17 protein-coding genes and 1 pseudogene are annotated in these 21,431 nt (G+C 70.3%); 4 read left to right on the plus strand and 14 right to left on the minus strand.

The window, feature by feature from the left end; genetic code table 11:
- Nucleotides 1-120: 120 nt before the first annotated feature.
- Nucleotides 121-1,311: a flavin-dependent monooxygenase gene (locus ACTWQR_RS20710; protein ID WP_443228603.1), complete on the minus strand. Its 1,191-nt coding sequence runs from the start codon at nt 1,309-1,311 to the stop codon at nt 121-123.
- 341 nt (nt 1,312-1,652) lie between these two features.
- Here ACTWQR_RS20710 and rho point away from each other — a divergent pair, with 341 nt between their 5' ends.
- Both rho and ACTWQR_RS20720 read left to right on the plus strand, forming a co-directional pair.
- A complete protein-coding gene (gene rho, locus ACTWQR_RS20715) occupies nt 1,653-2,813 on the plus strand; it encodes a transcription termination factor Rho (protein WP_443228604.1) in 1,161 nt (386 codons plus the stop codon).
- A 167-nt stretch (nt 2,814-2,980) separates the two neighbouring features.
- Nucleotides 2,981-3,901, plus strand: a pseudogene (locus ACTWQR_RS20720) (D-alanyl-D-alanine carboxypeptidase family protein); the annotation flags it as partial.
- An 11-nt stretch (nt 3,902-3,912) separates the two neighbouring features.
- Here the strand turns inward: ACTWQR_RS20720 and ACTWQR_RS20725 are convergent.
- The 11 genes from ACTWQR_RS20725 to ACTWQR_RS20775 all read right to left on the minus strand — a co-directional run bounded on the left by ACTWQR_RS20725 (nt 3,913) and on the right by ACTWQR_RS20775 (nt 14,878).
- Nucleotides 3,913-5,313, minus strand: a complete 1,401-nt coding sequence (locus ACTWQR_RS20725) for a glycosyltransferase 87 family protein (protein ID WP_443228605.1) — start codon at nt 5,311-5,313, stop codon at nt 3,913-3,915.
- Nucleotides 5,310-6,716: a polyprenol phosphomannose-dependent alpha 1,6 mannosyltransferase MptB gene (mptB, locus tag ACTWQR_RS20730; RefSeq protein ID WP_443228606.1), complete on the minus strand. Its 1,407-nt coding sequence runs from the start codon at nt 6,714-6,716 to the stop codon at nt 5,310-5,312. The genes ACTWQR_RS20725 and mptB overlap by 4 nt, the downstream gene beginning before the upstream one ends.
- Nucleotides 6,717-6,941: 225 nt before the next feature.
- Nucleotides 6,942-7,874 (minus strand): glutaminase, encoded by a 933-nt coding sequence (locus ACTWQR_RS20735; protein ID WP_443228607.1) that lies wholly within the window; start codon nt 7,872-7,874, stop codon nt 6,942-6,944.
- A 397-nt stretch (nt 7,875-8,271) separates the two neighbouring features.
- A complete protein-coding gene (aspA, locus tag ACTWQR_RS20740) occupies nt 8,272-9,669 on the minus strand; it encodes an aspartate ammonia-lyase (protein ID WP_443228608.1) in 1,398 nt (465 codons plus the stop codon).
- A gap of 88 nt (nt 9,670-9,757) precedes the next feature.
- A complete protein-coding gene (locus ACTWQR_RS20745) occupies nt 9,758-10,813 on the minus strand; it encodes an asparaginase (RefSeq protein ID WP_443228609.1) in 1,056 nt (351 codons plus the stop codon).
- The gene (locus ACTWQR_RS20750) at nt 10,810-12,252 is read right to left on the minus strand and encodes an amino acid permease (RefSeq protein ID WP_443228610.1); all 1,443 of its coding nucleotides are present in this window, start codon (nt 12,250-12,252) and stop codon (nt 10,810-10,812) included. Before ACTWQR_RS20750 ends, ACTWQR_RS20745 begins: the two co-directional genes overlap by 4 nt.
- Nucleotides 12,249-13,016 (minus strand): FadR/GntR family transcriptional regulator, encoded by a 768-nt coding sequence (locus tag ACTWQR_RS20755; protein WP_443228611.1) that lies wholly within the window; start codon nt 13,014-13,016, stop codon nt 12,249-12,251. The genes ACTWQR_RS20750 and ACTWQR_RS20755 overlap by 4 nt, the downstream gene beginning before the upstream one ends.
- Before the next feature lie 189 nt (nt 13,017-13,205).
- Entirely contained in the window at nt 13,206-13,580 is a 375-nt protein-coding gene (crcB, locus tag ACTWQR_RS20760; RefSeq protein WP_443228612.1) for a fluoride efflux transporter CrcB, read from the minus strand.
- A gap of 2 nt (nt 13,581-13,582) precedes the next feature.
- Complete coding sequence (locus tag ACTWQR_RS20765; protein WP_443228613.1) at nt 13,583-13,960, minus strand: DUF190 domain-containing protein; 378 nt, start codon at nt 13,958-13,960, stop codon at nt 13,583-13,585.
- Nucleotides 13,957-14,433: a fluoride efflux transporter CrcB gene (gene crcB / locus ACTWQR_RS20770; RefSeq protein ID WP_443228614.1), complete on the minus strand. Its 477-nt coding sequence runs from the start codon at nt 14,431-14,433 to the stop codon at nt 13,957-13,959. Before crcB (ACTWQR_RS20770) ends, ACTWQR_RS20765 begins: the two co-directional genes overlap by 4 nt.
- A gap of 49 nt (nt 14,434-14,482) precedes the next feature.
- The gene (locus ACTWQR_RS20775) at nt 14,483-14,878 is read right to left on the minus strand and encodes a nuclear transport factor 2 family protein (RefSeq protein ID WP_443228615.1); all 396 of its coding nucleotides are present in this window, start codon (nt 14,876-14,878) and stop codon (nt 14,483-14,485) included.
- 55 nt (nt 14,879-14,933) lie between these two features.
- On the opposite strand from ACTWQR_RS20775, the gene ACTWQR_RS20780 reads away from it, so the two are divergent.
- Entirely contained in the window at nt 14,934-15,503 is a 570-nt protein-coding gene (locus tag ACTWQR_RS20780; protein WP_443228616.1) for a PadR family transcriptional regulator, read from the plus strand.
- Nucleotides 15,504-15,594: 91 nt separating this feature from the next.
- A complete protein-coding gene (locus ACTWQR_RS20785) occupies nt 15,595-17,115 on the plus strand; it encodes an AMP-binding protein (protein WP_443228617.1) in 1,521 nt (506 codons plus the stop codon).
- Nucleotides 17,116-17,207: 92 nt separating this feature from the next.
- Here the strand turns inward: ACTWQR_RS20785 and ACTWQR_RS20790 are convergent, their stop codons facing one another.
- Both ACTWQR_RS20790 and ACTWQR_RS20795 read right to left on the minus strand, forming a co-directional pair.
- Nucleotides 17,208-18,776: a glycoside hydrolase family 53 protein gene (locus ACTWQR_RS20790; RefSeq protein WP_443228618.1), complete on the minus strand. Its 1,569-nt coding sequence runs from the start codon at nt 18,774-18,776 to the stop codon at nt 17,208-17,210.
- Between the two features lie 364 nt (nt 18,777-19,140).
- Complete coding sequence (locus tag ACTWQR_RS20795) at nt 19,141-21,162, minus strand: beta-galactosidase (protein WP_443228619.1); 2,022 nt, start codon at nt 21,160-21,162, stop codon at nt 19,141-19,143.
- Between the last annotated feature and the right edge of the window lie 269 nt (nt 21,163-21,431).

A 21,431-nucleotide genomic window follows, 5' to 3' on the forward strand; every position in this document is an offset into this window, starting at 1 on the left:
GCTCATGAGGTCCTCGCACCCAACCGACGAACGGACCGGCGCCGGATCGACACATCCCCATGATTACTTCGCCGGGCCGAGGTCACACGCTGAACGGCCGCTCCCGGGCGATGGTGGCGATCACAGGAACGGGGTGCCCGGATCGACTCCCGACAGGACCCGCCCGTAGATCTCCATGTTGGTGCTGGGGTTGACGAAGGAGTGCAGGCACAGGGCGTGGATATCGCGGGCGATGCGCTGCATGGGCACCTCCTGCTGGAGGGAGGAGGCACCGGCGGCGGAGGCGAGCAGGTCGACGGCCTCCTTGCAGATACGGGTCAGGTAGCCGCTCTCGGCACGGATCCTGGCCCGCTCCCGCGAGGTGTACGGGGCTCCGTCGCGGGCCTTGCTCTCGATCTCGGCCGTCAGCCGGGCGGCCAGCAGCTCGGCGCTGGAGATCTTCAGCTCGGCCTCGGCAGTCTGTAAGTGGGTGACCGTGGCCTCGTTCTGCCGCTCGTAGAAGGTGTACGTGATGCCGCGCCGGTGGATGCGCTCGCCGAATTCCGTCATCGCCGCCCGCGCCAGGCCCAGCGCCACCGGAGCCGCCCAGGCGCAGAACAGCGGCAGCACCGGCATGCGGTAGAACGGGTCGTCAGCGTTGGCCTTCGACGGGAACTGCCCGGCGAGCAGCGGCCCGACCGGAAGCATGCGGTGCGCCGGGACGGGAATGTCCCGGGCCACGACGGTGTTGCTGCCAGTACCGGCCAGACCCGTGACGTGCCAGTCGTCCAGGATCTCCAGCTCGGACATCGGGACGGCGGCCCACAGGATTTCCGGCGGCCCTTCCGGTGGCTGCCCGTCCGCCGTGGTGACCGCGGTCGTCAGCAGATGCCAGTCCGCGTGGTGGCAGCCGGTCGCGAAGGCGGAGGCGCCGTTCACCAGGTAGCCGCCGTCGTACGGCACCGCCGTGGCGCCGGGGACCAGCGTGCCGCCGATCCTGGCGTCCGGGCCGTTGGGGCCGGTGAAGAACTCGTCCTGCGCCTCGTCGGAGAAGAGCGCCGCGATGTACGAGACGCCCGCCTGACTCAGCGTCATCCACGCCGTCGAGGCGCACTCGGCGGCGATCTCGGCGAAGGCGTCGACCTGGGTGCGCAGCGGAGTCTGGTAACCGCCGTAGCGGCGCGGGACGTTCATACGGTGGATCCCGGTGCCGGTCAGCGCGGCGACGACCTCGTCCGGCACGCGGCGCTCGTGCTCGGCGCGCAGCGCGTTCTGCCGGATCAACGGCCGTAGTTCCCGTACGCGTTCGACGATCCCCCCGGTTTCAACCATGCCGACCACCGTCGCCCGAGGCCTCTCCCCTGTCAACGCCTTGGTATCCGGCCACCGCTGGAAGGGGTAGTGCTACAGTGCAATCAGCACATGTGTACGCCCCCTTCTTGGGCGCCGGTGCAAATTCCATCTCACTCAGCTGATTCGCCTGTCGTTTCCGACCGGCAGAGCAGCTTCTCAGCACCACCTCTCCCAGTACGGCCACGGGTGTTCCCGTCCGCCGTACGCACAGTGCGAGAGGTGATGTCTCCGCCGTGCCGGGGTGTGCCCATGCCACCCCTCCTTCGGCCTCTCCCCCTCCCTCATGACCTCATGACTTCGTCCGCGAAAGGACACCCACCATGACCACCACACTCGAACGCCCGGCGGCTCCCGTCACACAGGAGCAGGCCACCGGCGTACTCGACATCACCTCGAACGGGCAGGGCCACCTGCGTGCCAAGAGCCTGCTTCCCGGACCCGCCGACCTTCAGGTCTCCACCGCTCTGATCCGCCGCTACGGCCTGCGCAAGGGCGATCTCGTCGAAGGCGTACGCGGCCGGCAGCGCGCTCTCACGGAGGTCGAGCGGATCAACGGCCGCCCGGCCGAAGAGCCACGCCGCCGCCCGCACTTCCGTGACCTGACCCCGCTGCACCCGCGCGAGCGGCTGCGGCTCGAACACCCGGCGGGCGGTCTGACCACCCGCGTCATCGATCTGGTCGCGCCGATCGGCAAGGGCCAGCGCGGCCTGATCGTCGCCCCGCCCAAGACCGGCAAGACGGTACTGCTCCAGCAGCTGGCCGCCGCCATCGCCGACAACCACCCCGAGTGCCATCTGATGGTGGTACTCCTCGACGAGCGGCCCGAGGAGGTGACCGACATGCGCCGTTCCGTACGCGGTGAGGTGCTCGCCTCGACCTTCGACCAGTCACCCAAGCAGCACATCGCGCTCGCCGAGCTGGCCGTCGAGCGTGCCAAGCGGCTCGTCGAAGCGGGCCAGGACGTCGTGATCCTCCTCGACTCGCTCACCCGGCTGTGCCGGGCGCACAACAACGCGGCCGCCGCCGGTGGCCGCACCCTCAGCGGCGGCGTCGACGCGGCCGCGCTGCACGGGCCCAAGCGGCTCTTCGGCGCCGCGCGTCTCACCGAGGAGGCCGGTTCGCTGACCATCCTCGCCACGGCTCTGGTGGAGACCGGCTCCCGTGCCGACGACTTCTACTTCGAGGAGCTCAAGGGAACGGGCAACATGGAGCTCCGCCTGGACCGCATGCTCGCGTCCCGGCGGATCTACCCGGCCGTCGACATCACCCCGTCCGGCACCCGCCGCGAGGAACTCCTCATCCCCACAGGCGAGTTGACGGCCGTTCGAGGCCTGCGGCGCGCCCTGCTCTCCCGCGGCGACGGCCAGGCCGGGCTGGAGACCCTGCTGGACAGGATGCGGCAGACCCCGAACAACACGGCGTTCCTGCGGCAGATCCAGCAGACGGTGCCCACCGGCCAGTACCCGGCAGCCGGTCAGTAGGCCCGGTAGCCGGCCAGTAGACCCGGCAGCCGGTCAGTGGACCCGGTCGGCCTGGTCCGGCGAGTAGTGCCGGCCAGGACCGAGGCCGTTGCGGCATCCGGGTGCTCGATGCGTCCGTTCGGCGCGGGCATCCTGGCTTGCGACCTGCACGTTCCTACGTTTGCGGTATGACTATCGGATTCTCATCCCGCGTGGCTGTCTCCTGCTCCGCCGCCTGCGTCGTAGGGGCGCTGGCGCTCGCGCCTGGCCCGGCCGCGGCCCTCGCCGGGGCGGATGTGGCCGCCACCCGCTCGGGCGCCGACGCGGGCACCGCGGAAGCCGGGGCCCCGCCCAGCCCCGCGGCTCCGCGGCCGTCGGCGCTGGACCGGCCCGGTACTCAGGTACGGCCGCGGGCCGGCGCCCCCAAGGTGCCCCGGGACGTCTCCGCCCGGTCGTGGCTGGTGGCCGACGCCGATACCGGCGAGGTGCTGGCGGCACGCAACGCGCACGTCAAACTGCCGCCCGCCAGCACCTTGAAGACCCTCTTCGCGGTGACCGTGCTGCCGGTGCTGCCCCCGGCGGTCCGGCACACCGTCACGAAGAGGGAGTTGGCGGGGATCGGCGCCGGCAGCAGCCTGGTCGGGATCGCGGCGGGGCGCACCTACCGCGCGTCCGACCTGTGGCGGGGTGTCTTTCTGAACTCCGGCAACGACGCCGTCCGCGTCCTGGCCGAGATGAACGGCGGCTGGCGTACGACGGCCGCCCAGATGCAGGCCAAGGCCCAGGCCCTGGGCGCCCGCGACACGCGGGTCGTCTCACCCGACGGCTACGACGCGCCCGGGCAGGTGTCGTCCGCGTACGACCTGGCGGTCTTCGGGCGGGCCGGGCTGCGCAACGCGGACTTCGCCCGGTACTGCGCCACCGTCCGCGCGAGGTTCCCGGGCAAGGACTGGTCGTACGTCATCCAGAACACCAACCGCCTGCTGACCGGCGCCAACGGGGTCGCGCCCTATCGGGGACTCATCGGCGTCAAGAACGGATACACCTCCCACGCGGGCAACACGCTCGTCGCCGCCGCGCGCCGGGGCGGGCGCACTCTCGTCGTCACGGTCATGAACCCTCAGGCAGGCGGCGGATTCGCCGTGTACGAGGAGGCACGCTCGCTGCTCGACTGGGGTTTCGGGGCCGCCGGGCGTGTCGAACCGGTGGGCTCACTCGTGCCTCCGCGCCCCGCACCGCAGGCGGGCCCGGCGGCGCTGCCCGCGGCCATGACGGCCGGTGACGGCTCCAACGGATGGCTGACGGAAGCAGGTGTGATCGCGGGCGCCGCAGTTCTCGGCGCGTGTGCCGTGTCCTTGGCCCTGCGCCTCCACGGCGGACGGTTCACCCGCGGCTGACCGACGGGCAGTCCGAGCAGCAGGCCCAAGGTGATCCACACGTACGCGTTGCTGCCGACGAAGCCGCCGATACCCGACGCGTCGTCGAACCACAGCCACACCACGCTGCTGCACAGCAGGACGTACGCGGCACCCGCGAGCCACAGCAGCCGTCCGCGCCGGAGCCCCTCCTCGACCAGGATCGCGAACGACGGCAACAGCCACACCAGATGGTGCACCCAGGTGATCGGGCTGACGAGGCAGGCGGCGAGCCCGGTGAGCGCGAAGGCGCCGAGGAAGTCGTCCACGGCGAGGGCGCGGTGCGCGCGCCAGGCCCAGACGGCGAGGACGACCAGCGCCGCCAACACCCAGGCGGCGCGGCTCGGTTCGGCCGGATCGGCGAGCCGGGCCAGTACGCCTTGCAGCGACTGGTTGGAGACGTAGGCGAGGCGGCCGATACGGGTCGTGTCCCAGACCGCGTCGGTCCAGTAGAAGCGGGAGGCGTCCGGCGCGGCCCAGAACGCCAGAGCGGTGGCGGTCGCGGCGACGGCCGTCGCGATCCCGGCGGCGCGCGGGCGCCGGGCGAGCAGCAGGAGAACGATGAAGATCGCGGGCGTGAGTTTGACGGCGGCGGCGAGGCCGATGCCGAAGCCCGCCCAGCGGCCGCGGCCGGTGGACAGCAGCCAGGCGTCGCCGAGAACGAGGGCCAGCAGCAGGAGGTTGACCTGGCCGAAGCTGAAGGTGTCGCGCACCGGTTCCAGGAGCGCGAGCAGACAGACGACCACGGCGAACCCGAACCAGCCGTGCCTACGGAGCCGTTGCGGCGCCAGGACGTGCAGGACGAAGGCCGTCGCGGCGAGGTTGAGCAGCAGCCCGACGGCGATCGCGGTGTGCAGCCCCAGCAGCGCCATCGGCAGCATGCTGACCGCGGCGAACGGCGGATACGTGAAGCCGTACTCCGTCCCCGGCACCCGGTAGTCGTAGACGCTGCCGCCGTGATGGATCCAGGCGTCGACCGCGCCGTGGTAAACGCGCAGGTCGAACCAGTCCCGCAGGAGCGGCACGGTCGCCGTGAAGAGGGCCACGGCGGTGGCGAGGGCGAGGGCGAACAGCAGCCGCCCCCGGTCGGTGCGCGGAAGCCTCATGCCGTCCTCTCCAGGGCGGGTGCGGTCGACGTCTGGTGGGCCTGCCAGAGCACGACCAACGCGAGCATCCCGCCCGACACGGCCAGGGCCAGCTGGTCCGCGTCGGGCGGGGCTCCGCTCGGCAGGACGGCGAGCGCGAGGACTCCGCTCACGGCGGCGACCCGGTGACGTACGGACGTGCTGGGCGCGCCCGCGGCGATGAGGAACAGCCCCCACAGTGCGTACCAGGGACGGATGGCCGGGCCGAGTACGGCCACCGCCGCCAGGCTGAGGCCCAGTGCGTAGACGGGGCTGAGGCGGGGGCGGCGCAGCCATATGGCGAGTACGGCGACGACGGTGGCCGCGAGACCCAGAGCGTGCCAGGCGGGCAGGGCGAAGGGGGCGAGATCGCTGCCCAGGTCCTGGAGGAGGGCGCCGGTGGCGCGGCCGAGGACGCTCGTGGGCGACCAGTTGTGCGGCGATATGGGTGTCTTCAGCGCGCTGACCCAGCCATATCCCGTACCGGCCGCGGCGGTTGCGGCGACGGTGGTGGCGAGCGCGGCGGCCGTAGTCGTCGAGAGTGCCTTCACCATCCCGCGCCCGGCGCGCGGTTGGAGTGCGACGACGGCCGCGAGGCCCAGCACCGCGGGGACCTTGACCAGGGCGGCGAGCGTGATGAGTACGGCGCCCAGGACCGGCCACCGGCCGAGCGCGGCCACCAGGCCGGCCCCCAGCAGGCCGAGCATGACGGCGTCGTTGTGGGCTCCGGCGACGAGGTGCAGCAGGACGAGCGGGTTGAGCGCGCCGAGCCACAGCGCGGCGGCCGGGTCGGCGCCGCTGTGCCGGGCCAGCCTCGGCAGCGCCGCCGCCATCAGTGCCACGCCGAGCAGCGCGACGACCCGCATCCCGAACAGTCCGGCCGGTACCTCGCCTCGCGTCAGGCCGGACAGCGTGGAGGCGACGGCGAGGAAGGCGGGACCGTACGGGGTCGCGGTCTGCCGCCACACTGGCGCCACCTCGTCCGCGAGCGGCCCGCCGAGCATCGCGGGTCCGTGCGTGTACACGTCGATGTGCGCGTCGACCATCGCGCCCTGTGCCAGATAGCTGTAGACGTCCCGGCTGAACAGGGGTGGCGCGAGCAGCAGCGGTGTGGCCCAGACGGCCAGCACGACCCCCAACGCCCGTGGACTCGGCGGCTCGGGCCCTCTGATCACCCGCCCGAGCAGGGCCCAAGCGGCGATGAGCAGCACCACTCCGAAGTACACGCCGACCAGCCCGAGGGCCGCCCGGCCGGACGCCAGGCTCGGCAACTCCCGCACGGGCAGGGCGCCGGCCGTCTCACCTCCCGCCGCGAGTACGCCCGAACCTATGAGCCCGAGGAGCTGACAGCGACGCAGATCGACGGAGAAACCCTTGGCCAACACTCGGCAAGCGTGTCAATGCGGGGTGGCCGGAAAGCGACACACTTCTCTCCGAGGGGCAGCCGCAGCGTGTCGGCCGTCTGACTGGACGGCACCTGCTCCTTCGTGTCGTGTCCGGGAACCACCTGTCTTGTCGGGGGATCCCTGTCTTGTCCGGGCGCCCCTGTCCTGTCCGCGCACCCCTGTCTTGTCCGGGCATCCTCTGCGGCCGGGTCCGTCGGGTCACCGCTAGAACACCGAGAGTCCGGTGAGGGTCGTGAAGCGGTCCAGGGCGGCCACGCCCGCCACCGAGTTGCCCACTTCGTCCAGGCCGGGGCTCCATACGCAGAGCGTGCAGCGGCCGGGGACGACAGCGATGATGCCGCCGCCGACTCCGCTCTTGCCCGGGAGGCCCACGCGGTAGGCGAAGTCGCCCGCGGCGTCGTACGTTCCGCAGGTGAGCATGATCGCGTTGACCTGCTTGGCCTGGCTCTGGGTCAGGAGGCGGGTGCCGTCGGCGCGGATGCCGTGGCGGGCGAGGAAGCTGGTGGCGAGGGCGAGGTCGGCGCAGGAGGCCTCGATGGAGCACTGGTGGAAATACTGGTCCAGGAGGACCGGGACCGGGTTCCCGATGTTCCCGTACGACGCCATGAAGTGGCCGAGCGCGGCGTTGCGGTTGCCGTGGGCTGCCTCCGAGGCGGCGATGTCCTTGTTGATGGCGAGGTCCGCGTTGCCGCTCTCCGCGCGCAGGAAGTCGAGGAGGGTGGCCGCCGCGTCGCCGGTCTGGGTGTGGAGGCGGTCGGTGACGACGAGCGCGCCGGCGTTGATGAACGGGTTGCGCGGGATGCCGTTCTCGTACTCCAGCTGCACCAGCGAGTTGAAGGGGTTGCCGGAGGGTTCGCGGCCGACGTGCTCCCACAGTGTGTCGCCCTCGTGTGCCAGGTCCAGGGCGAGGGTGAAGACCTTGGTGATGGACTGCGCGGAGAACGGCTGGCGCCAGTCCCCCACTCCGTACACCGTGCCGTCCAGCTCCGCGACAGCCATGCCGAAACGGCGCGGGTCGCATTGCGCGAGCGCCGGAATGTAGTCGGCGGGGCGGCCGCGGACCGGGGTGTTCTCGATCTCGGCCGCGATGCGGTCCAGGAGGGGCTGGAAGGTCAGGGACGAGGTCATGATCACCATTGTGCCGTGGCGCTCCGCTGGGTTGGGCGTGGTTGGGTTGTTGTTTGGGTGCGGGTTTGTGGGGGCTGGGCGCGCAGTTCCCCGCGCCCCTGGGTTGGTTGTGGGGCGGGGACGTACCGGGACATCCGAGCGCCACTCTGAGGTAGTCGGGTCGGCCGGGAAGCGCGGCGCTCGGACATCCCGCCACGTCCCCTCACGCCGAAGGCCGGGTGCGGACGAGTGGGGGCTGGGGCTACGGCCCGCCCCGTCAGGGGCGCGGGGAACTGCGCGACCAGCCCACGAGGACCGGCAGTGTGAGAACCGACGCAAGCCACCCCATCTTTTAGGGGCGCGGGGAACTGTGCGACCAGCCCCCACCCACCCGCAGCGAACACACCACCCAGCACCACCCTCCCCTTCAGCCGGCCTGGGCCCCCGCCAACACCTCCGGACGGAGCAGCGCGGCCAGGCGGTCGGCCGGCAGCAGGCCCTTTTCCAGGACGAGTTCGGCGACGCCGCGCCCCGTCGCGAGGGCTTCCTTCGCGATGTCGGTCGCCGCCGAGTAGCCGATGTGGGGGTTGAGCGCGGTGACGAGACCGATGGAGTTTTCGACGGCCGTGCGGAGCACCTCCGTGTTGGCCGTGATTCCGGCGACGCACCGCTCGGCGAGCGTCAGGCAGGCGGCGCGCAGATGCGTGATGCTCTCGGAGAGCGAGTGGAGGATGATGGGCTCGAAGGCGTTCAGCTGGAGCTGGCCGGCCTCAGCAGCCATGGTGATCGTGACGTCGTTGCCGATCACCTCGAAGGCGACCTGGTTGACGACCTCGGGGATCACCGGGTTCACCTTGCCCGGCATGATGCTCGAACCGGCCTGCACGGGCGGCAGGTTGATCTCGTTCAGGCCCGCGCGCGGCCCGGAGGAGAGCAGGCGCAGGTCGTTGCAGCTCTTGGAGAGTTTCACCGCGATCCGCTTCAGCACCCCGGACATCTGGACGAAGGCCCCGCAGTCCTGCGTGGCCTCGACGAGGTTGGCGGCGGTGACCAGCGGCAGCCCGGTGATGTCCGCGAGGTGCCTGCGCGCGGCCTCGGCGTATCCCGCTGGAGCGTTGAGGCCGGTGCCGATGGCGGTCGCGCCCAGGTTGATCTCGTGGATCAGCTCGACGGCCTCGGCCAGTCGGCTGCGGTCCTCGTCCAGCATCACCGCGTACGCCGAGAACTCCTGCCCGAGCGTCATCGGCACGGCGTCCTGCAGCTGCGTACGGCCCATCTTCAGGACGTCGCGGAACTCGAGGGCTTTGGCCGCGAAGGCGTCCTGCAGTACGGCCATCGCCTTGAGCAGCTCGCCTACCGCGAAGACCGTGGCGACCTTGACGGCGGTCGGGTAGACGTCGTTGGTGGACTGGCCGAGGTTGACGTCCTCATTCGGGTGCAGGAACTCGTACTCGCCCTTGGTGTGGCCGAGGAGCTCCAACGCCCTGTTTGCGACCACCTCGTTGGCGTTCATGTTGGTCGAGGTGCCGGCCCCGCCCTGGATGACGTCCACGACGAACTGGTCGTGCAGCTTCCCCTCCCTGATCTCCCGGCAGGCCTCGACGATGGCGGCCGCCTTGCGCGGTTCCAGCAGGCCGAGTTCCTCGTTGGCGCGGGCGGCGGCCTCCTTGACGGCGGCGAGCGCGTCGATCAGGTGCGGGTACGCGGAGATCGGCGTCCCCGTGATGGGGAAGTTCTCCTTGGCGCGCAGGGAGTGGACACCCCAGTACACCTCGGCGGGGACGTCACGGTGGCCGAGCAGGTCGTGCTCACTGCGGACGGTCATGTCGGTGCGGGTCTTCCTTCTGGAGTCTGGAGTGGGTGAGCTGGAATGGGTGAGTTGGGGCGGTCGGGACCCGGCGGAGTGGGGGGAGTCAGGCGTACGTTCCGGGGGATTCCTGAGTCTGCGTGAGCGGGTCGAGCGCCCGCGTCGGCCGGATGCTGCCGACCACCGCGCCGCCCCCGAGAAGTGGCGCCCCACCGAACTCGGCGAGCGCGGCCGGGTCGACGCCGCAGCGCACGAGCGCCGCCGCGGTCACCGGCACGCGCGCCCGGTCCGCCCCGTCCGCGATCTTCACGGCGACGGCCCGGCCGTCCGGAAGGGCCGCGACCTGCACCCCTTCGAAACCGTCCTTGGTGAGCAGCCCCGGCACGGCCCGCATCAGCGCGGCGACATCGCGGCCCGAGCCAGACGCCATCTCGGCGTGCGCGCGCATCGCTTCGGCCACCCGAGCCTCCGGCGTGCCGGGCGGTGCCGTCGTGATCCGGGCGGCGGCGCGCGCGAGCCCGTGCAGAGAGACGGAGAACAGCGGAGCTCCGCAGCCGTCGACCGTCACCTTCGCGATGGCCTGACCGGTCAGGTCCTCGACGATCTCCGCGATCGCCTGCTGGAGCGGGTGCGCGGGGTCGAGGTAGTCGTCGAGCGACCAACCGTTCAGGCGGGCCGTGTAGAGCATCGCCGCGTGCTTGCCCGAGCAGTTCTGGGCGAGTCTCGACGGCAGCCGGCCCGTGCGGATCCAGTCCTCCCGGACGACCGGGTCGAAGGGCAGGTCGGTGACGTTGCGCAGATCGTCCTCGGCGAGTCCGGCGAGCTCCAGGATCCGCCGGGTCCCGGCGAGATGCCGTTCCTCGCCGGAGTGGCTGGCGGCGGTCAGCGCGAGCAGGTCGCCGTCGAGCGGCAGCCCGGCCCGCACCATTGCCACGGCTTGCACGGGTTTGAGCGCCGAGCGCGGGTAGAAGGCCGCCTCGATGTCGCCGATCTGCAGTTCCACGCTCCCGTCGGGGGCGAGCACGACAACGGAGCCGTAATGGACGCCCTCGATGACATCGCCGCGTACGAGATGGGCGACGGGCGCGTGCAGCGGTTCCCGGATGGAGGGTGCCTCGGCGAGTGAACTGCCGAAGTCAGCGAGTGTGTTGAGGCGGCTCACGCGTCCGCCCCGGCCTTTCGCATGGCCGCCACCCGGCCGCGTACGCCGTACCAGCCCGCCACCAAGGCCGCCACGATCAGCGGCACACACAGCACCGTCGTGCGTCCCGCTCCCCCGTCGGCGTACATCAGTACCAGCACGGAGGCGAGGAAGCAGAGCGTGACGAGTTCGGTCCAGGGCGAGCCGGGGAGCCGGTAGCTCGGCCGTTCCAGTGCGCCGTCCTCCGACTTCCGCCAGAACTGCAGGTGACAGATCATGATCATGCCCCAGGTGGCGAGGATGCCGATGGCCGCGAAGTTCAGCACGATCTCGAACGCGTCGGCGGGGACGACGAAGTTGAGCCCGACACCGAGCACACACATTCCGCTGGTGAGCAGGATGCCGCCGTACGGGACCTGACTGCGGCTCATGACCCCTGTGAAGCGGGGCGCGGAACCGGACATCGCCATGGAGCGCAGGATGCGGCCGGTGGAGTACAGCCCGGAGTTGAGCGACGACATGGCCGCCGTGAGGACGACGAGGTTCATCACGCCGCCGGCCGCCGGGATGCCGATGTTGGAGAGCACGGTGACGAACGGGCTCTCCCCGCCGGTGTACTTGTTCCACGGCAGCAGCATCGAGAGCAGCAGCACGGAGCCGACGTAGAAGAGACCGACGCGCCACATGATGGAGTTGATGGCCTTCGGCATGATCTTCTCGGGGTTCTCGGTCTCGCCCGCCGCGACGCCGACCAGTTCGACGGAGGCGTAGGCGAAGACGACGCCCTGGATGATCAGGAGCATCGGCAGCAGGCCGTTGGGGAAGACGCCGCCATTGTCGGTGATCAGCGAGGGGCCCGGGGTCGTCCCGTCGACCTGGCGCTGGGTGACCAGCAGGAAGATTCCGATGAGCATGAAGGCGACGAGCGCGCCGACCTTGATGATCGCGAACCAGAATTCCAGCTCGCCGAACATCTTCACCGAGATGAGGTTCACGGTGAGGACGACGGCGAGCGCGATGAGCGCCAGCACCCACTGCGGGATGTCGGAGAACATGCCCCAGTAGTGGGTGTAGACGGCCACCGCGGTGATGTCGGCGATGCCGGTGGTGGCCCAGTTGAGGAAGTACATCCAGCCCGCGACGTACGCGCCCTTCTCGCCGAGGAACTCCCGGGCGTACGACACGAAGGCGCCGGACGAGGGCCGGTACAGGACGAGTTCGCCGAGGGCCCGGACGACCAGGAAGGCGAAGACACCGCAGACGGCGTAGGCGATGAAGAGGGAGGGGCCGGCTTCGGCGAGGCGGCCGCCGGCTCCGAGGAAGAGGCCCGTGCCGATGGCTCCGCCGATGGCGATCATGTTGACGTGGCGGGACTTCAGGGACTTGCTGTACCCGGCGTCTCCGGCGTCGACATGACCGGCCGGTTTCCGTATCTCTTCTTCGAGGGACTGCTCGCTCACGCCTGGGGTCCGCCTTCCGTGGGTGGTGCTGTGGGGGATTCCGTGGGGGGATCCGTGTGGTCCGTGCGCTCGGGGCGCACGATCTCGGTGAGGGTCGTCTCGACGCGGTCGAGGTGGTGGGCCATGGCCTCGGTCGCGTCGTGTTCGCTGCCGTCGATGAGGGCCTCGACGATGGCGCGGTGCTCGCGGTTGGACTGCTCACGGCGGCCGCCGAGCTCGTTGAGGAACGCCGACTGGCGGGCCAGCGCGTCCCGGATCTCCTCGATCACGCGACGGAAGACCGGGTTCTGGGCGGCCTGCGCGACAGCCAGGTGGAAGAGCGTGTCCATGGCCACCCACGCGGTGGTGTCGGTCTCACCCTCCATCCGGTCGAGGAGATGGGCCAGGTGATCGAGGTCTTCGGGTGTGCGGCGCACGGCGGCGTAGCCCGCGACCGGAATCTCGACGTGGCGCCGGACCTCGAGGAGGTCGCTGGCCGCGTAGTCGCCGAAGGTGGGGTCGTCGACCGGCCCGTTCGACACGACGAACGTGCCCTTGCCGGTACGGGAGACGGTCAGGCCCATCGTCTGCAGGGCCCGCAACGACTCGCGGAGCACCGGCCGGCTGACCTCCAGCCGCCGGCACAGCTCCGCCTCGGAGGGCAGCTTGTCCCCCACGGCGTACTCACCGCGCTCGATGGCACCGCGCAGATGCCCGAGCACCGCTTCCATGGCGCTGACACGCCTCGGCACCGAGCCAGCTGTCTGGCTGTCTGACAGGTTCACGGGGGTGATCCTCCGGGGAACGGGAGGCGCCTGTCAAGGATGGGAGGCCGGAACGCCGCCCTCGCCCCTACCTCCCGCTCAGCGCACGCCCGCGCCCAGCAGCCCGAACAGCAGCAGACCGACCACGATCCGGTAGATCACGAACGCGTTGGTCGACACACCCGCTGCGCCCGGGTGTGACGCCGAGAGCTACACCCAGAGGGCCTCAGCCACCGAAACGCCCACAAACGCCGCACCCAGCCCAGCGACCACACTCGCGATGACGTTGACGGCTGCGTAGAAACGGGCCCCGTCCTCGGCGAGACGCAGCGTCTCGAAGGAGAAGGTCGAGTACGTGGTCAGCGCCCCGCACAGGCCCGTTCCCACGAGGAGCTGCAGGTCGGAAGAGGCCGCGCCCGCCGCGGCCGCGCCCGTCAGCGTGCCCAGGACCAGACAGCCGACGACGTTCACGGTGAAAGTGCCCCAGGGGAAGACCGTGTCGTGCCGGGCCTGCACCGCGCGGTCGGTGAGATAGCGCAGGGGCGCGCCGACCATTCCGCCGACGATCACCAACACCCAGTTCACAACTACTTCTTACCTTTCCCGCCCGTGTCACCGGAGGCGAGGTCGCGGCCGACGTACCTGATGACCTCGCAGTCGTCGAGGATCACCAGCCCCTCCCCCACCAGCTCGTCGAGCTGCGGCAGGAAGGCGCGTACGCGTTCTTCCGTGTCCACGATGACGATGGCCACCGGCAGGTCCTCGCTCAGGGACAGCAGCCGTGAGGTGTGGATCAGCGAGGAGGCGCCGAATCCCTCGATACCGCGGAACACGCTGGCGCCCGCGAGGCCCGCGGCGCGCGCCCGGTGCACGATCTGCGAGTACAGCGGCTTGTGGTGCCAGGTGTCGTTCTCGCCGATGAAGATCGTCACCCGTAGGGCGTCACCCGTCAGCCTCGTCGTCATCGCCGCCGCCTCCATGCCAGTACTCGGCGCGCCGCCGTCACCGCGAGCCACACCGCCGCGAGCGCCGCGACGAGGGTCGCGGCCAGGTACGCGAGGCCCGTCCGCGGATGGCCCGCGTCGACCAGTTTCTGGATGTCGACGGCGTACGTCGAGAAGGTGGTGAAGCCGCCGAGCACTCCGGTGCCGAAGAAGGGGCGTACGAGCCGGTGGGCCGCCCACACGTCGCTGATCACGACCATGAAGACGCCGATCACGAAGCACCCGACGACGTTGACCCAGAGGGTGGTCCACGGGAAGTCGCCCGTCCGCGCGGGCCAGAGCAGGGCGGCCCCGTAGCGCGCGGAGGCACCGAGCGCGCCGCCTGCCGCGACCACCGCCACGGCGGGCCCCTGCCCGTGCCAGACGGAGGGCCGCCGGGCGGGCGCGCGGAGTTCCGCGGGTTCGTCCACCGTCTCGGACTGGGGGGCGGTCATGTGCGTATGTCTCCTGGTCGTGGCAGGAGATCAGGCTAACTCCGTCGGGTCAGGAGGCGCCCGACGCCTCCCGTTCGATGAGCTCGAACCGGGCCGCCATCGCCGCCTGGAGCGCCTGGGCCGCCGACAGCGGGCGGACCATGACCATGAGGTCGTCGATGCGGCCGTTCTCGTCGAAGTGCAGGAAGTCGCAGCCCTGGATCGCGCGGTCGCCCACGCGCGCCTCGAAGACGAGGGCCAGGTCGCGGCCGTCCGGGTTCGCGATCTCGCGGACGTACCGGAAGTCCTCGAAGACGCGGATGACGGCGCCCAGGATCGCGGCGGTGATCGCCTTGCCGGCGTACGGCTTGAAGACCACGGGGCTGGTGAACACGACGTCCTCGGCGAGCAGGTCGACGACGGCAGCGTGGTCGCCGTCCTCGACCGCCTTGCGGAAGGGGTTCATGGCTCACCTCATAGTCAATTTGTTGAGTAGGTGCGTCGTACAGTACGTTCCTTGTATGGCACTGCGCAACGCTCTGTTGGCCACACTTCTCGACGGCGAGGCGTCCGGCTACGACCTGGCGAAGACCTTCGACGCGTCGGTCGCCAACTTCTGGATGGCGACGCCCCAGCAGCTGTACCGCGAACTGGACCGCATGGCCTCCGAGGGGCTGGTCGCGGCCAGGGTCGTACGCCAGGAGCGCAGGCCGGACAAGCGGATCTTCCGGCTGACGGAGGCGGGCCGGCGTGCGCTGCGCGACTTCACCGCCGAGCCGCCCCGGCCCACCGCGATGCGCGACGAGCTGCTGGTCAAGCTCCAGGCCGTGGACGAGGGCGACGAGGCGGCCGTCCGCGCGTCCCTCGAGGAACGCGTCGAGTGGGCACGGGCGAAGCTGGCCCGGTACGAACGGCTTCGGCTGCGGCTGCTGGACGGCGGAACCGAGGAGGAGCATCTGGCCCGGGCCGAGCGGGTGGGCCCGTATCTCACTCTGCTGGGTGGCATCGCGTTCGAGACGGAGAACATCAGCTGGGGCGAGCGAGTGCTCACGATCCTGGAGCGGCGGGCGGCGACGCGCGAGATCGGGTGACGGCGGGCGCGTACATCCGGTGACGGCGGGTGCGTACATCCGGTGACGACCGAGGTATGTACGTAGGAACCACCGACCCGGAGGTGCTGTCGTGCACTACCCACTGACCGTCCGCGACTTCCTCGACCGCGCGGTCCATGTCTATCCGGACCGCGTCGCGGTCGTCGACGAAACGGAGCAGCCGGGGCCCAGCCTCGGCGAGCTCACATACGGGGAGCTCGCGGCGCTCGCCCGCGCGCAGGCCGCCCGGCTCGACCGGCTGGATGTCCCGGTGGGCGGTCGTGTCGCGGTGGTCTCGCAGAACTCGGCGCGGCTGCTGACCTCGTTCTTCGGTGTTTCGGGCTGGGGGCGCGTGCTGGTGCCGGTGAACTTCCGGCTGACGCGGCCGGAGATCGACTACATCGTCCGGCACTCCGGCGCCTCGGTCGTCTACGCGGACGCGTCCTGCACGGACGTGCTCGACACGCTCGACGTCAAGCACAAGTTCGTGCTCGGCGAGAACGACGACGAGGAGCTCTTCCTGCACGGCACCGAGCCGCGGGAGTGGGCCGAGCCGAACGAGGGCGCGACGGCCAGCGTCAACTACACGTCGGGAACGACCGCCCGCCCCAAGGGAGTTCAGCTGACGCACCGCAATCTGTGGCTGAACGCGACCGTGTTCGGTCTGCACACCACGATCAGCGACCGTGATGTCTATCTGCACACCCTGCCGATGTTCCACGCCAACGGCTGGGGCATGCCGTACGGCGTCACGGGGGTCGGCGGCCGCCACATCGTGCTGCGCCAGGTCGACGGCACCGAGATCCTGCGCCGCGTCGAGCGGCACGGTGTCACGCTGATGTGCGCGGCACCCGCCGTCCTGAACGCCGTGCTCGACGCGGCGGCCGACTGGGACGGCGAGATCCCCGGCCGCGACCGGGTGCGTATCGTCTGCGCGGGCGCGCCGCCGCCGACCCGCACCATCGAACGCGTGATGGGCGAACTGGGCTGGGAGTTCATCCAGATCTACGGGCTCACCGAGACCTCACCGCTCGTCACGGTCAACCGCGGTCGCGCGGAGTGGGACGACCTGGAGCCCACCGAGCGAGCCCGCCGGCTCGGGCGGGCGGGGGTGCCCGCCCTCGGCGTACGGGTCGACGTGGATGTGGACGGCGAGGTGCTCACCGCCTCGAACCACAACCTGGACGGCTACTTGGACCAGCCCGAGGAGACGGAGAAGGCGCAGGCGGGCGGCTGGTTCCACACGGGGGACGGCGGATACCTCGACGACGAGGGTTATCTGGTGATCTCCGACCGCAAGAAGGACGTCATCATCTCGGGCGGCGAGAACGTCTCGTCGATCGAGGTGGAGGACGTGATCACCTCGCATCCGGCCGTGCGCGAGGTCGCGGTCATCGGCATTCCGGACGCCAAGTGGGGGGAGCTGGTCACCGCGCTGGTCGTGACGGCGGATCAATCGCCCCTGTCTGCCGACGAGTTGATCGCACACTGCCGGACGCGGCTGGCCGGCTTCAAGTGCCCGAAGCGGGTCGACTTCGTCGAGTCGCTGCCGCGTACGGCGACCGGGAAGCTGCAGAAGTTCAAACTGCGCGAGCCGTTCTGGCGGGAGTGATGTCCATCTGATGCCCGAATGACAACGGGGCCCGCCGCTCAGCGGGCCCCTCGTCACGCCGTCACCGGCGTCCGGCCGACGACGTCACACCGTCAGCGGCGGTTGAACAGCGACATCGCCGGAAGCGCCCTGTCGTCGTAGCCGAACAGCGCCTGGTTCTCCCAGCCGTTGCCGGAGGCGGCGTCGGTCGGGTCCCAGCCGTTGCCGTTGACCGCGGTCCAGGTGGACTCCCAGTAGAAGATTCCGAGGCCGCGACCGTTCGGAACGGCTTCCACGATGTTCATCACGTCCCGCAGCCACGCCGACTGACCGGCTGTGGTGGCGGGGTAGCCGGACACCAGCTCACTGGACAGGTCGATGATGTTCTCGAACGAGTCGTCGCTGTCCAGACGGAACGGGTAGGCCGTCTCGGCGAGGAAGACCGGCTTGCCGTAGCGCGACGCCGCGTCGTCCAGGGTCGTCTGGAAGTCGGCGAGCGAACCGTGCCAGTAGCCGTAGAACGACAGGCCGATGGCGTCGAACTTCACGCCGTTGGAGACCGCGCTGTCGAACCACCAGCGGGTGCCCGACAGGTCGCCGCCCTTGGCGAGGTGCAGCGCCACGGTCGTGCCGGAGTTGACGGCCTTGACCGCGTCGTAGCCGGAGTTGAGCAGGCCTGCGAGCTGCGACCAGTTGTTGGTGGAGCCCTCGTTCCAGAGCATGCCCCCGTTGATCTCGTTGCCGACCTGCACCATGTCGGCCGTGGTGCCCTGCGCCTTCAGGGCGTTGAGGACGTCGTACGTGTGGTTGTAGACGTCGGTCCTGAGCTGGCTGTACGAGTGTCCGGCCCAGGCGGCGGGCTTGGACTGGGCGCCAGGGTCGGCCCAGGTGTCCGAGTAGTGGAAGTCGACGAGGAGCTTCATGTTCTGCGCCTTGACACGCTTGGCCATCGCCAGCACGCGCGCCTTGTTGTTGTAGCCGTCGGCGGGGTTCACCCACACCTTGAGGCGCGCGTAGTTCTGCCCGGCGGACTTGAGGATGGTGAGCGCGTCGCCGGTCGTGCCGGAACTGTTCTTGTAGACGCCGCCCTTTGCCTCGCTCTTGGCGAGTGACGAGACGTCAGAGCCCTTGATCGGCAGGCTCGCCGTGCCCGACGCGAAGGTCAGGTCGTCGACGTTGATCCAGTTGCCCGCCTTGGCATCGGAGTTGATGCTGATCGTGCACTGGTTGTTCGTCACCGCGACGGGCACGACGATGCGGATCCAGCCGCTCGCCGAGACCGGCAGATCGGTGCGCTGCTGCGAACCGCCGCAGTTCTTCAGCGCGATGTACGCGGAGTTCTGGCCGCCGCCGGAGCGCACCCAGGCGGTGAGCTTGTAGTTCCCGTTGGTCAGCCCGTCGAGGTACTGGTACGTCTCCACCTTGTAGGCGGCGGACGAGTAGTGACTCAGGCGGTAACTCCCGCCGTGGCCACCGGACTCCGTGAAGGAGGCCGCGTTCTGGCCGCCCGCGGAGTACGTGGACCAGCCGGTCGGGGTCGTCGTGCCGGTGCCGTTCGACTCGAAACCGCCGTTGGTGAGCGTGGAGGCGGCGTTGGCCGAGCCGGCGGGGAGCGTGGTGAGTGCCAAGCCCGCGAAGAGCGGTATCAGCAGTGCCCTGAGGGCGCGTCTCGCGTGGAACATCGTCGTCCCTTCGACGAAGGCGGGGAGACCTGGGGGTGTGTGGCGGCGCCGTGCCCGAAGGCTCACCAGTCGGATTAGCCAACCGTAGTGATCCTGTGGCAGAGTGTGACGTGCACGCCCGGCGCCCAGGCGACGTCGGGCACCCTCCCCGGTCAGGACCTGTGTGCCTGATCGGTCAGCGTCCGGAGGGACGTGCCACGCGGGCCGACGGACTCGTCCATCGGTACCAGGGCACGAAGGCGATTGGCTCACATCCCTGAGCAACGCAGGGGGGTCCCTAAGCCAATCAGAGACGCTTGAACACGGCGCCGCCAGGACCGGCCGGATGTCCCCCCGGAATCCGGCCGGGGTCTGTGGGGGTGGATCAGCCATCGAGCTTCACGACCCGGACTCCGCCCGCGGGCACGCCCAGGTGGCCGGCGGCCCGTTCGCCGGTCAGCAGCTCGGTGCCATGTGCGTCGAGCGGCACCTTGGCGTCGGCGGCCGAGTGGTTGATCGCGAAGAGGAACGTGCCCGACTCGCCGGTGCGGCGCACCACTTCGACGTCGCGCGGCAGGTCGGCGCGCGGCGCGATCCGCGCGTCGTCGACCGCCCAGCCGATCAGGGCGTCGAGGCCCTGGGCCCCGAGGCGCGTGGACACGTACCAGGCCGAACCTTCGCCGAGGCGGTGCCGGGTGACGGCCGGCTGACCTGCGGCGAGCCCGTCGGCGTACGTCCACACGGTCTCGGCGCCGCGCGGCACCACGAACTCGGTCCACACGTCGCCGGCGAGCTCGGAGCCGTCCGGGCCGGTGATGCGTACCAGTTCGCCCTGGAGCAGCGGCGAGAACTCCTCGACCGTGAGGCCGAGTACGTCCCGCAGCGGGCCGGGGTACGCGCCGTCGTGCACGGCGTCGTGCTCGTCGACGATGCCGGAGAAGTACGAGACGACGAGGGTGCCACCGTTCTCGACGTACTCGCGCAGGTTGTTCCCCGCGGCCTCCGTCATCAGGTAGAGCGCGGGCACGACGACAAGGGGATACGCCGACAAGTCGGCTTCCGGGTGGGCGAAGTCGACCGTGAGGTGACGGTCGTAGAGGGCCTCATAGAACGCGTCGGCGCGCTCGCGCGGGTCGTGGTCCTCGCTCGGGCGCCACGCCAGGTTCTGCGCCCACCAGGAGTGCCAGTCCCACAGCACGGCGACGTCGGCCTGCGTCCGGGTGCCCTGCACGGAACTCAACGAGTCGACGGACGCGCCGAGTTCGACCACCTCGCGCCACACCCGTGAGTCCGTGCCGGCATGCGGCAGCATCGCCGAGTGGAACTTCTCGGCGCCGCGCCGTGACTGCCGCCACTGGAAGAACATCGCGCCGTCGGAGCCGCGGGCCACATGGGCGAGGGAGTTGCGGGCCATCTGGCCGGGGGCCTTGGCGGGGTTGCGGGTCTGCCAGTTGATACCGGACGTGGAGTGTTCGAGCAGCAGCCATGGGGCGCCGCGCCCTACGGAGCGGGTGAGGTCGGCGGCCATCGCGAGGTTCACGTGCGTACGGCGGCCGTCGGTGATCAGGTAGTGGTCGTTGGTGACGAGGTCGACCTCGCGGCCCCAGGCCCAGTAGTCGACGGAGTCGCACTGGCTGAGGGCGGTCATGAAGTTCGTGGTGACCGGGATGCCGGGCGAGAGGCGGTGCAGGATGTCCCGCTCGGCGACGAAGTTCTCGCGCATGGTGGCGTCGGCGAACCGCTTGTAGTCGAGCGCCTGGGTCGGGTTCCCGACCGTGGGGCTCAGGCGGGGCGGGTTGATCTGGTCGAGGTCCGCGTATCGCTGGCCCCAAAAGGCCGTGCCCCAGGCCTTGTTGACCGCGTCGACCGTCTCGTACGTGTCCGCGAGCCAGCGGCGGAAGTGCGCGGCGCAGCTCTCGCAGTAGCAGGCCGAGACGGGCACACCGTATTCGTTGTGGACGTGCCACATCGCGAGCGCCGGGTGGTCGGCGTACCGCGTGCCGAGCTGGGTGGCGATGTTCGCGGCGGCCGTCCGGTAATGGGTGTTGCTGTGGCAGATGGCGCCGCGCGAGCCGAACTCGTAGCGGGTGCCGTCGGCCGTCACGGGCAGCGCGTCGGGGTGCTCGCGGTAGAACCAGGCGGGCGGTGCCACCGTCGGCGTACCGAGGTCGGCGCGTATGCCGTTCTCGTGCAGCAGGTCAAGGAGCCGGTCGAGCCAGCCGAAATCGTAGACCCCGGGCGAGGGCTCAAGGACTGCCCAGGAGAAGATTCCGACGCTGACCATCGTGACGCCGGCCTCGCGCATCAGCCGGACGTCCTCCTGCCAGACGGTTTCCGGCCACTGCTCAGGGTTGTAGTCCCCACCGAAGGCGAGCCTGGTGAGGCCCTTGGGGGTGGTCTCCGGCATGGATTTCTCCCGGTTGGTCGAACATTTGGGAACGTGCACACACTGCACTCAGCGGCGTGAGCCCAACATAACCGCACAGCTACAACCATTGACAAGTGTCCTGGATGTTTCTCTACTGTGAACGCTCACAGAAGCAGCACGGGCGAGCCGAAGGGGCGCGCCGGCGTCGAGGGTGCGAGCGCGCGGAGGCCCGAAGGGCTGAGCACGGTCGTGCCCTCGACACCGGCTGAAGCGCCCCGGAGGCGCGCCGCGCAAGAAAAAGGGGCAGG

This window comes from Streptomyces sp. 2A115, assembly GCF_052245575.1.
Lineage (GTDB): Bacteria > Actinomycetota > Actinomycetes > Streptomycetales > Streptomycetaceae > Streptomyces.

What these genes read in the sequence shown, in the direction of transcription:
- ACTWQR_RS20710 (WP_443228603.1), bottom strand. Translation starts at nt 1,311, where the DNA reads ATGGTTGAAACCGGGGGGATCGTCGAACGCGTACGGGAACTACGGCCG.
- rho (WP_443228604.1), top strand. Translation starts at nt 1,653, where the DNA reads ATGACCACCACACTCGAACGCCCGGCGGCTCCCGTCACACAGGAGCAG.
- ACTWQR_RS20725 (WP_443228605.1), bottom strand. Translation starts at nt 5,313, where the DNA reads ATGAGGCTTCCGCGCACCGACCGGGGGCGGCTGCTGTTCGCCCTCGCC.
- ACTWQR_RS20735 (WP_443228607.1), bottom strand. Translation starts at nt 7,874, where the DNA reads ATGGTGATCATGACCTCGTCCCTGACCTTCCAGCCCCTCCTGGACCGC.
- aspA (WP_443228608.1), bottom strand. Translation starts at nt 9,669, where the DNA reads ATGACCGTCCGCAGTGAGCACGACCTGCTCGGCCACCGTGACGTCCCC.
- ACTWQR_RS20765 (WP_443228613.1), bottom strand. Translation starts at nt 13,960, where the DNA reads ATGACGACGAGGCTGACGGGTGACGCCCTACGGGTGACGATCTTCATC.
- crcB (WP_443228614.1), bottom strand. Translation starts at nt 14,433, where the DNA reads ATGACCGCCCCCCAGTCCGAGACGGTGGACGAACCCGCGGAACTCCGC.
- ACTWQR_RS20775 (WP_443228615.1), bottom strand. Translation starts at nt 14,878, where the DNA reads ATGAACCCCTTCCGCAAGGCGGTCGAGGACGGCGACCACGCTGCCGTC.
- ACTWQR_RS20780 (WP_443228616.1), top strand. Translation starts at nt 14,934, where the DNA reads ATGGCACTGCGCAACGCTCTGTTGGCCACACTTCTCGACGGCGAGGCG.
- ACTWQR_RS20790 (WP_443228618.1), bottom strand. Translation starts at nt 18,776, where the DNA reads ATGTTCCACGCGAGACGCGCCCTCAGGGCACTGCTGATACCGCTCTTC.
- ACTWQR_RS20795 (WP_443228619.1), bottom strand. Translation starts at nt 21,162, where the DNA reads ATGCCGGAGACCACCCCCAAGGGCCTCACCAGGCTCGCCTTCGGTGGG.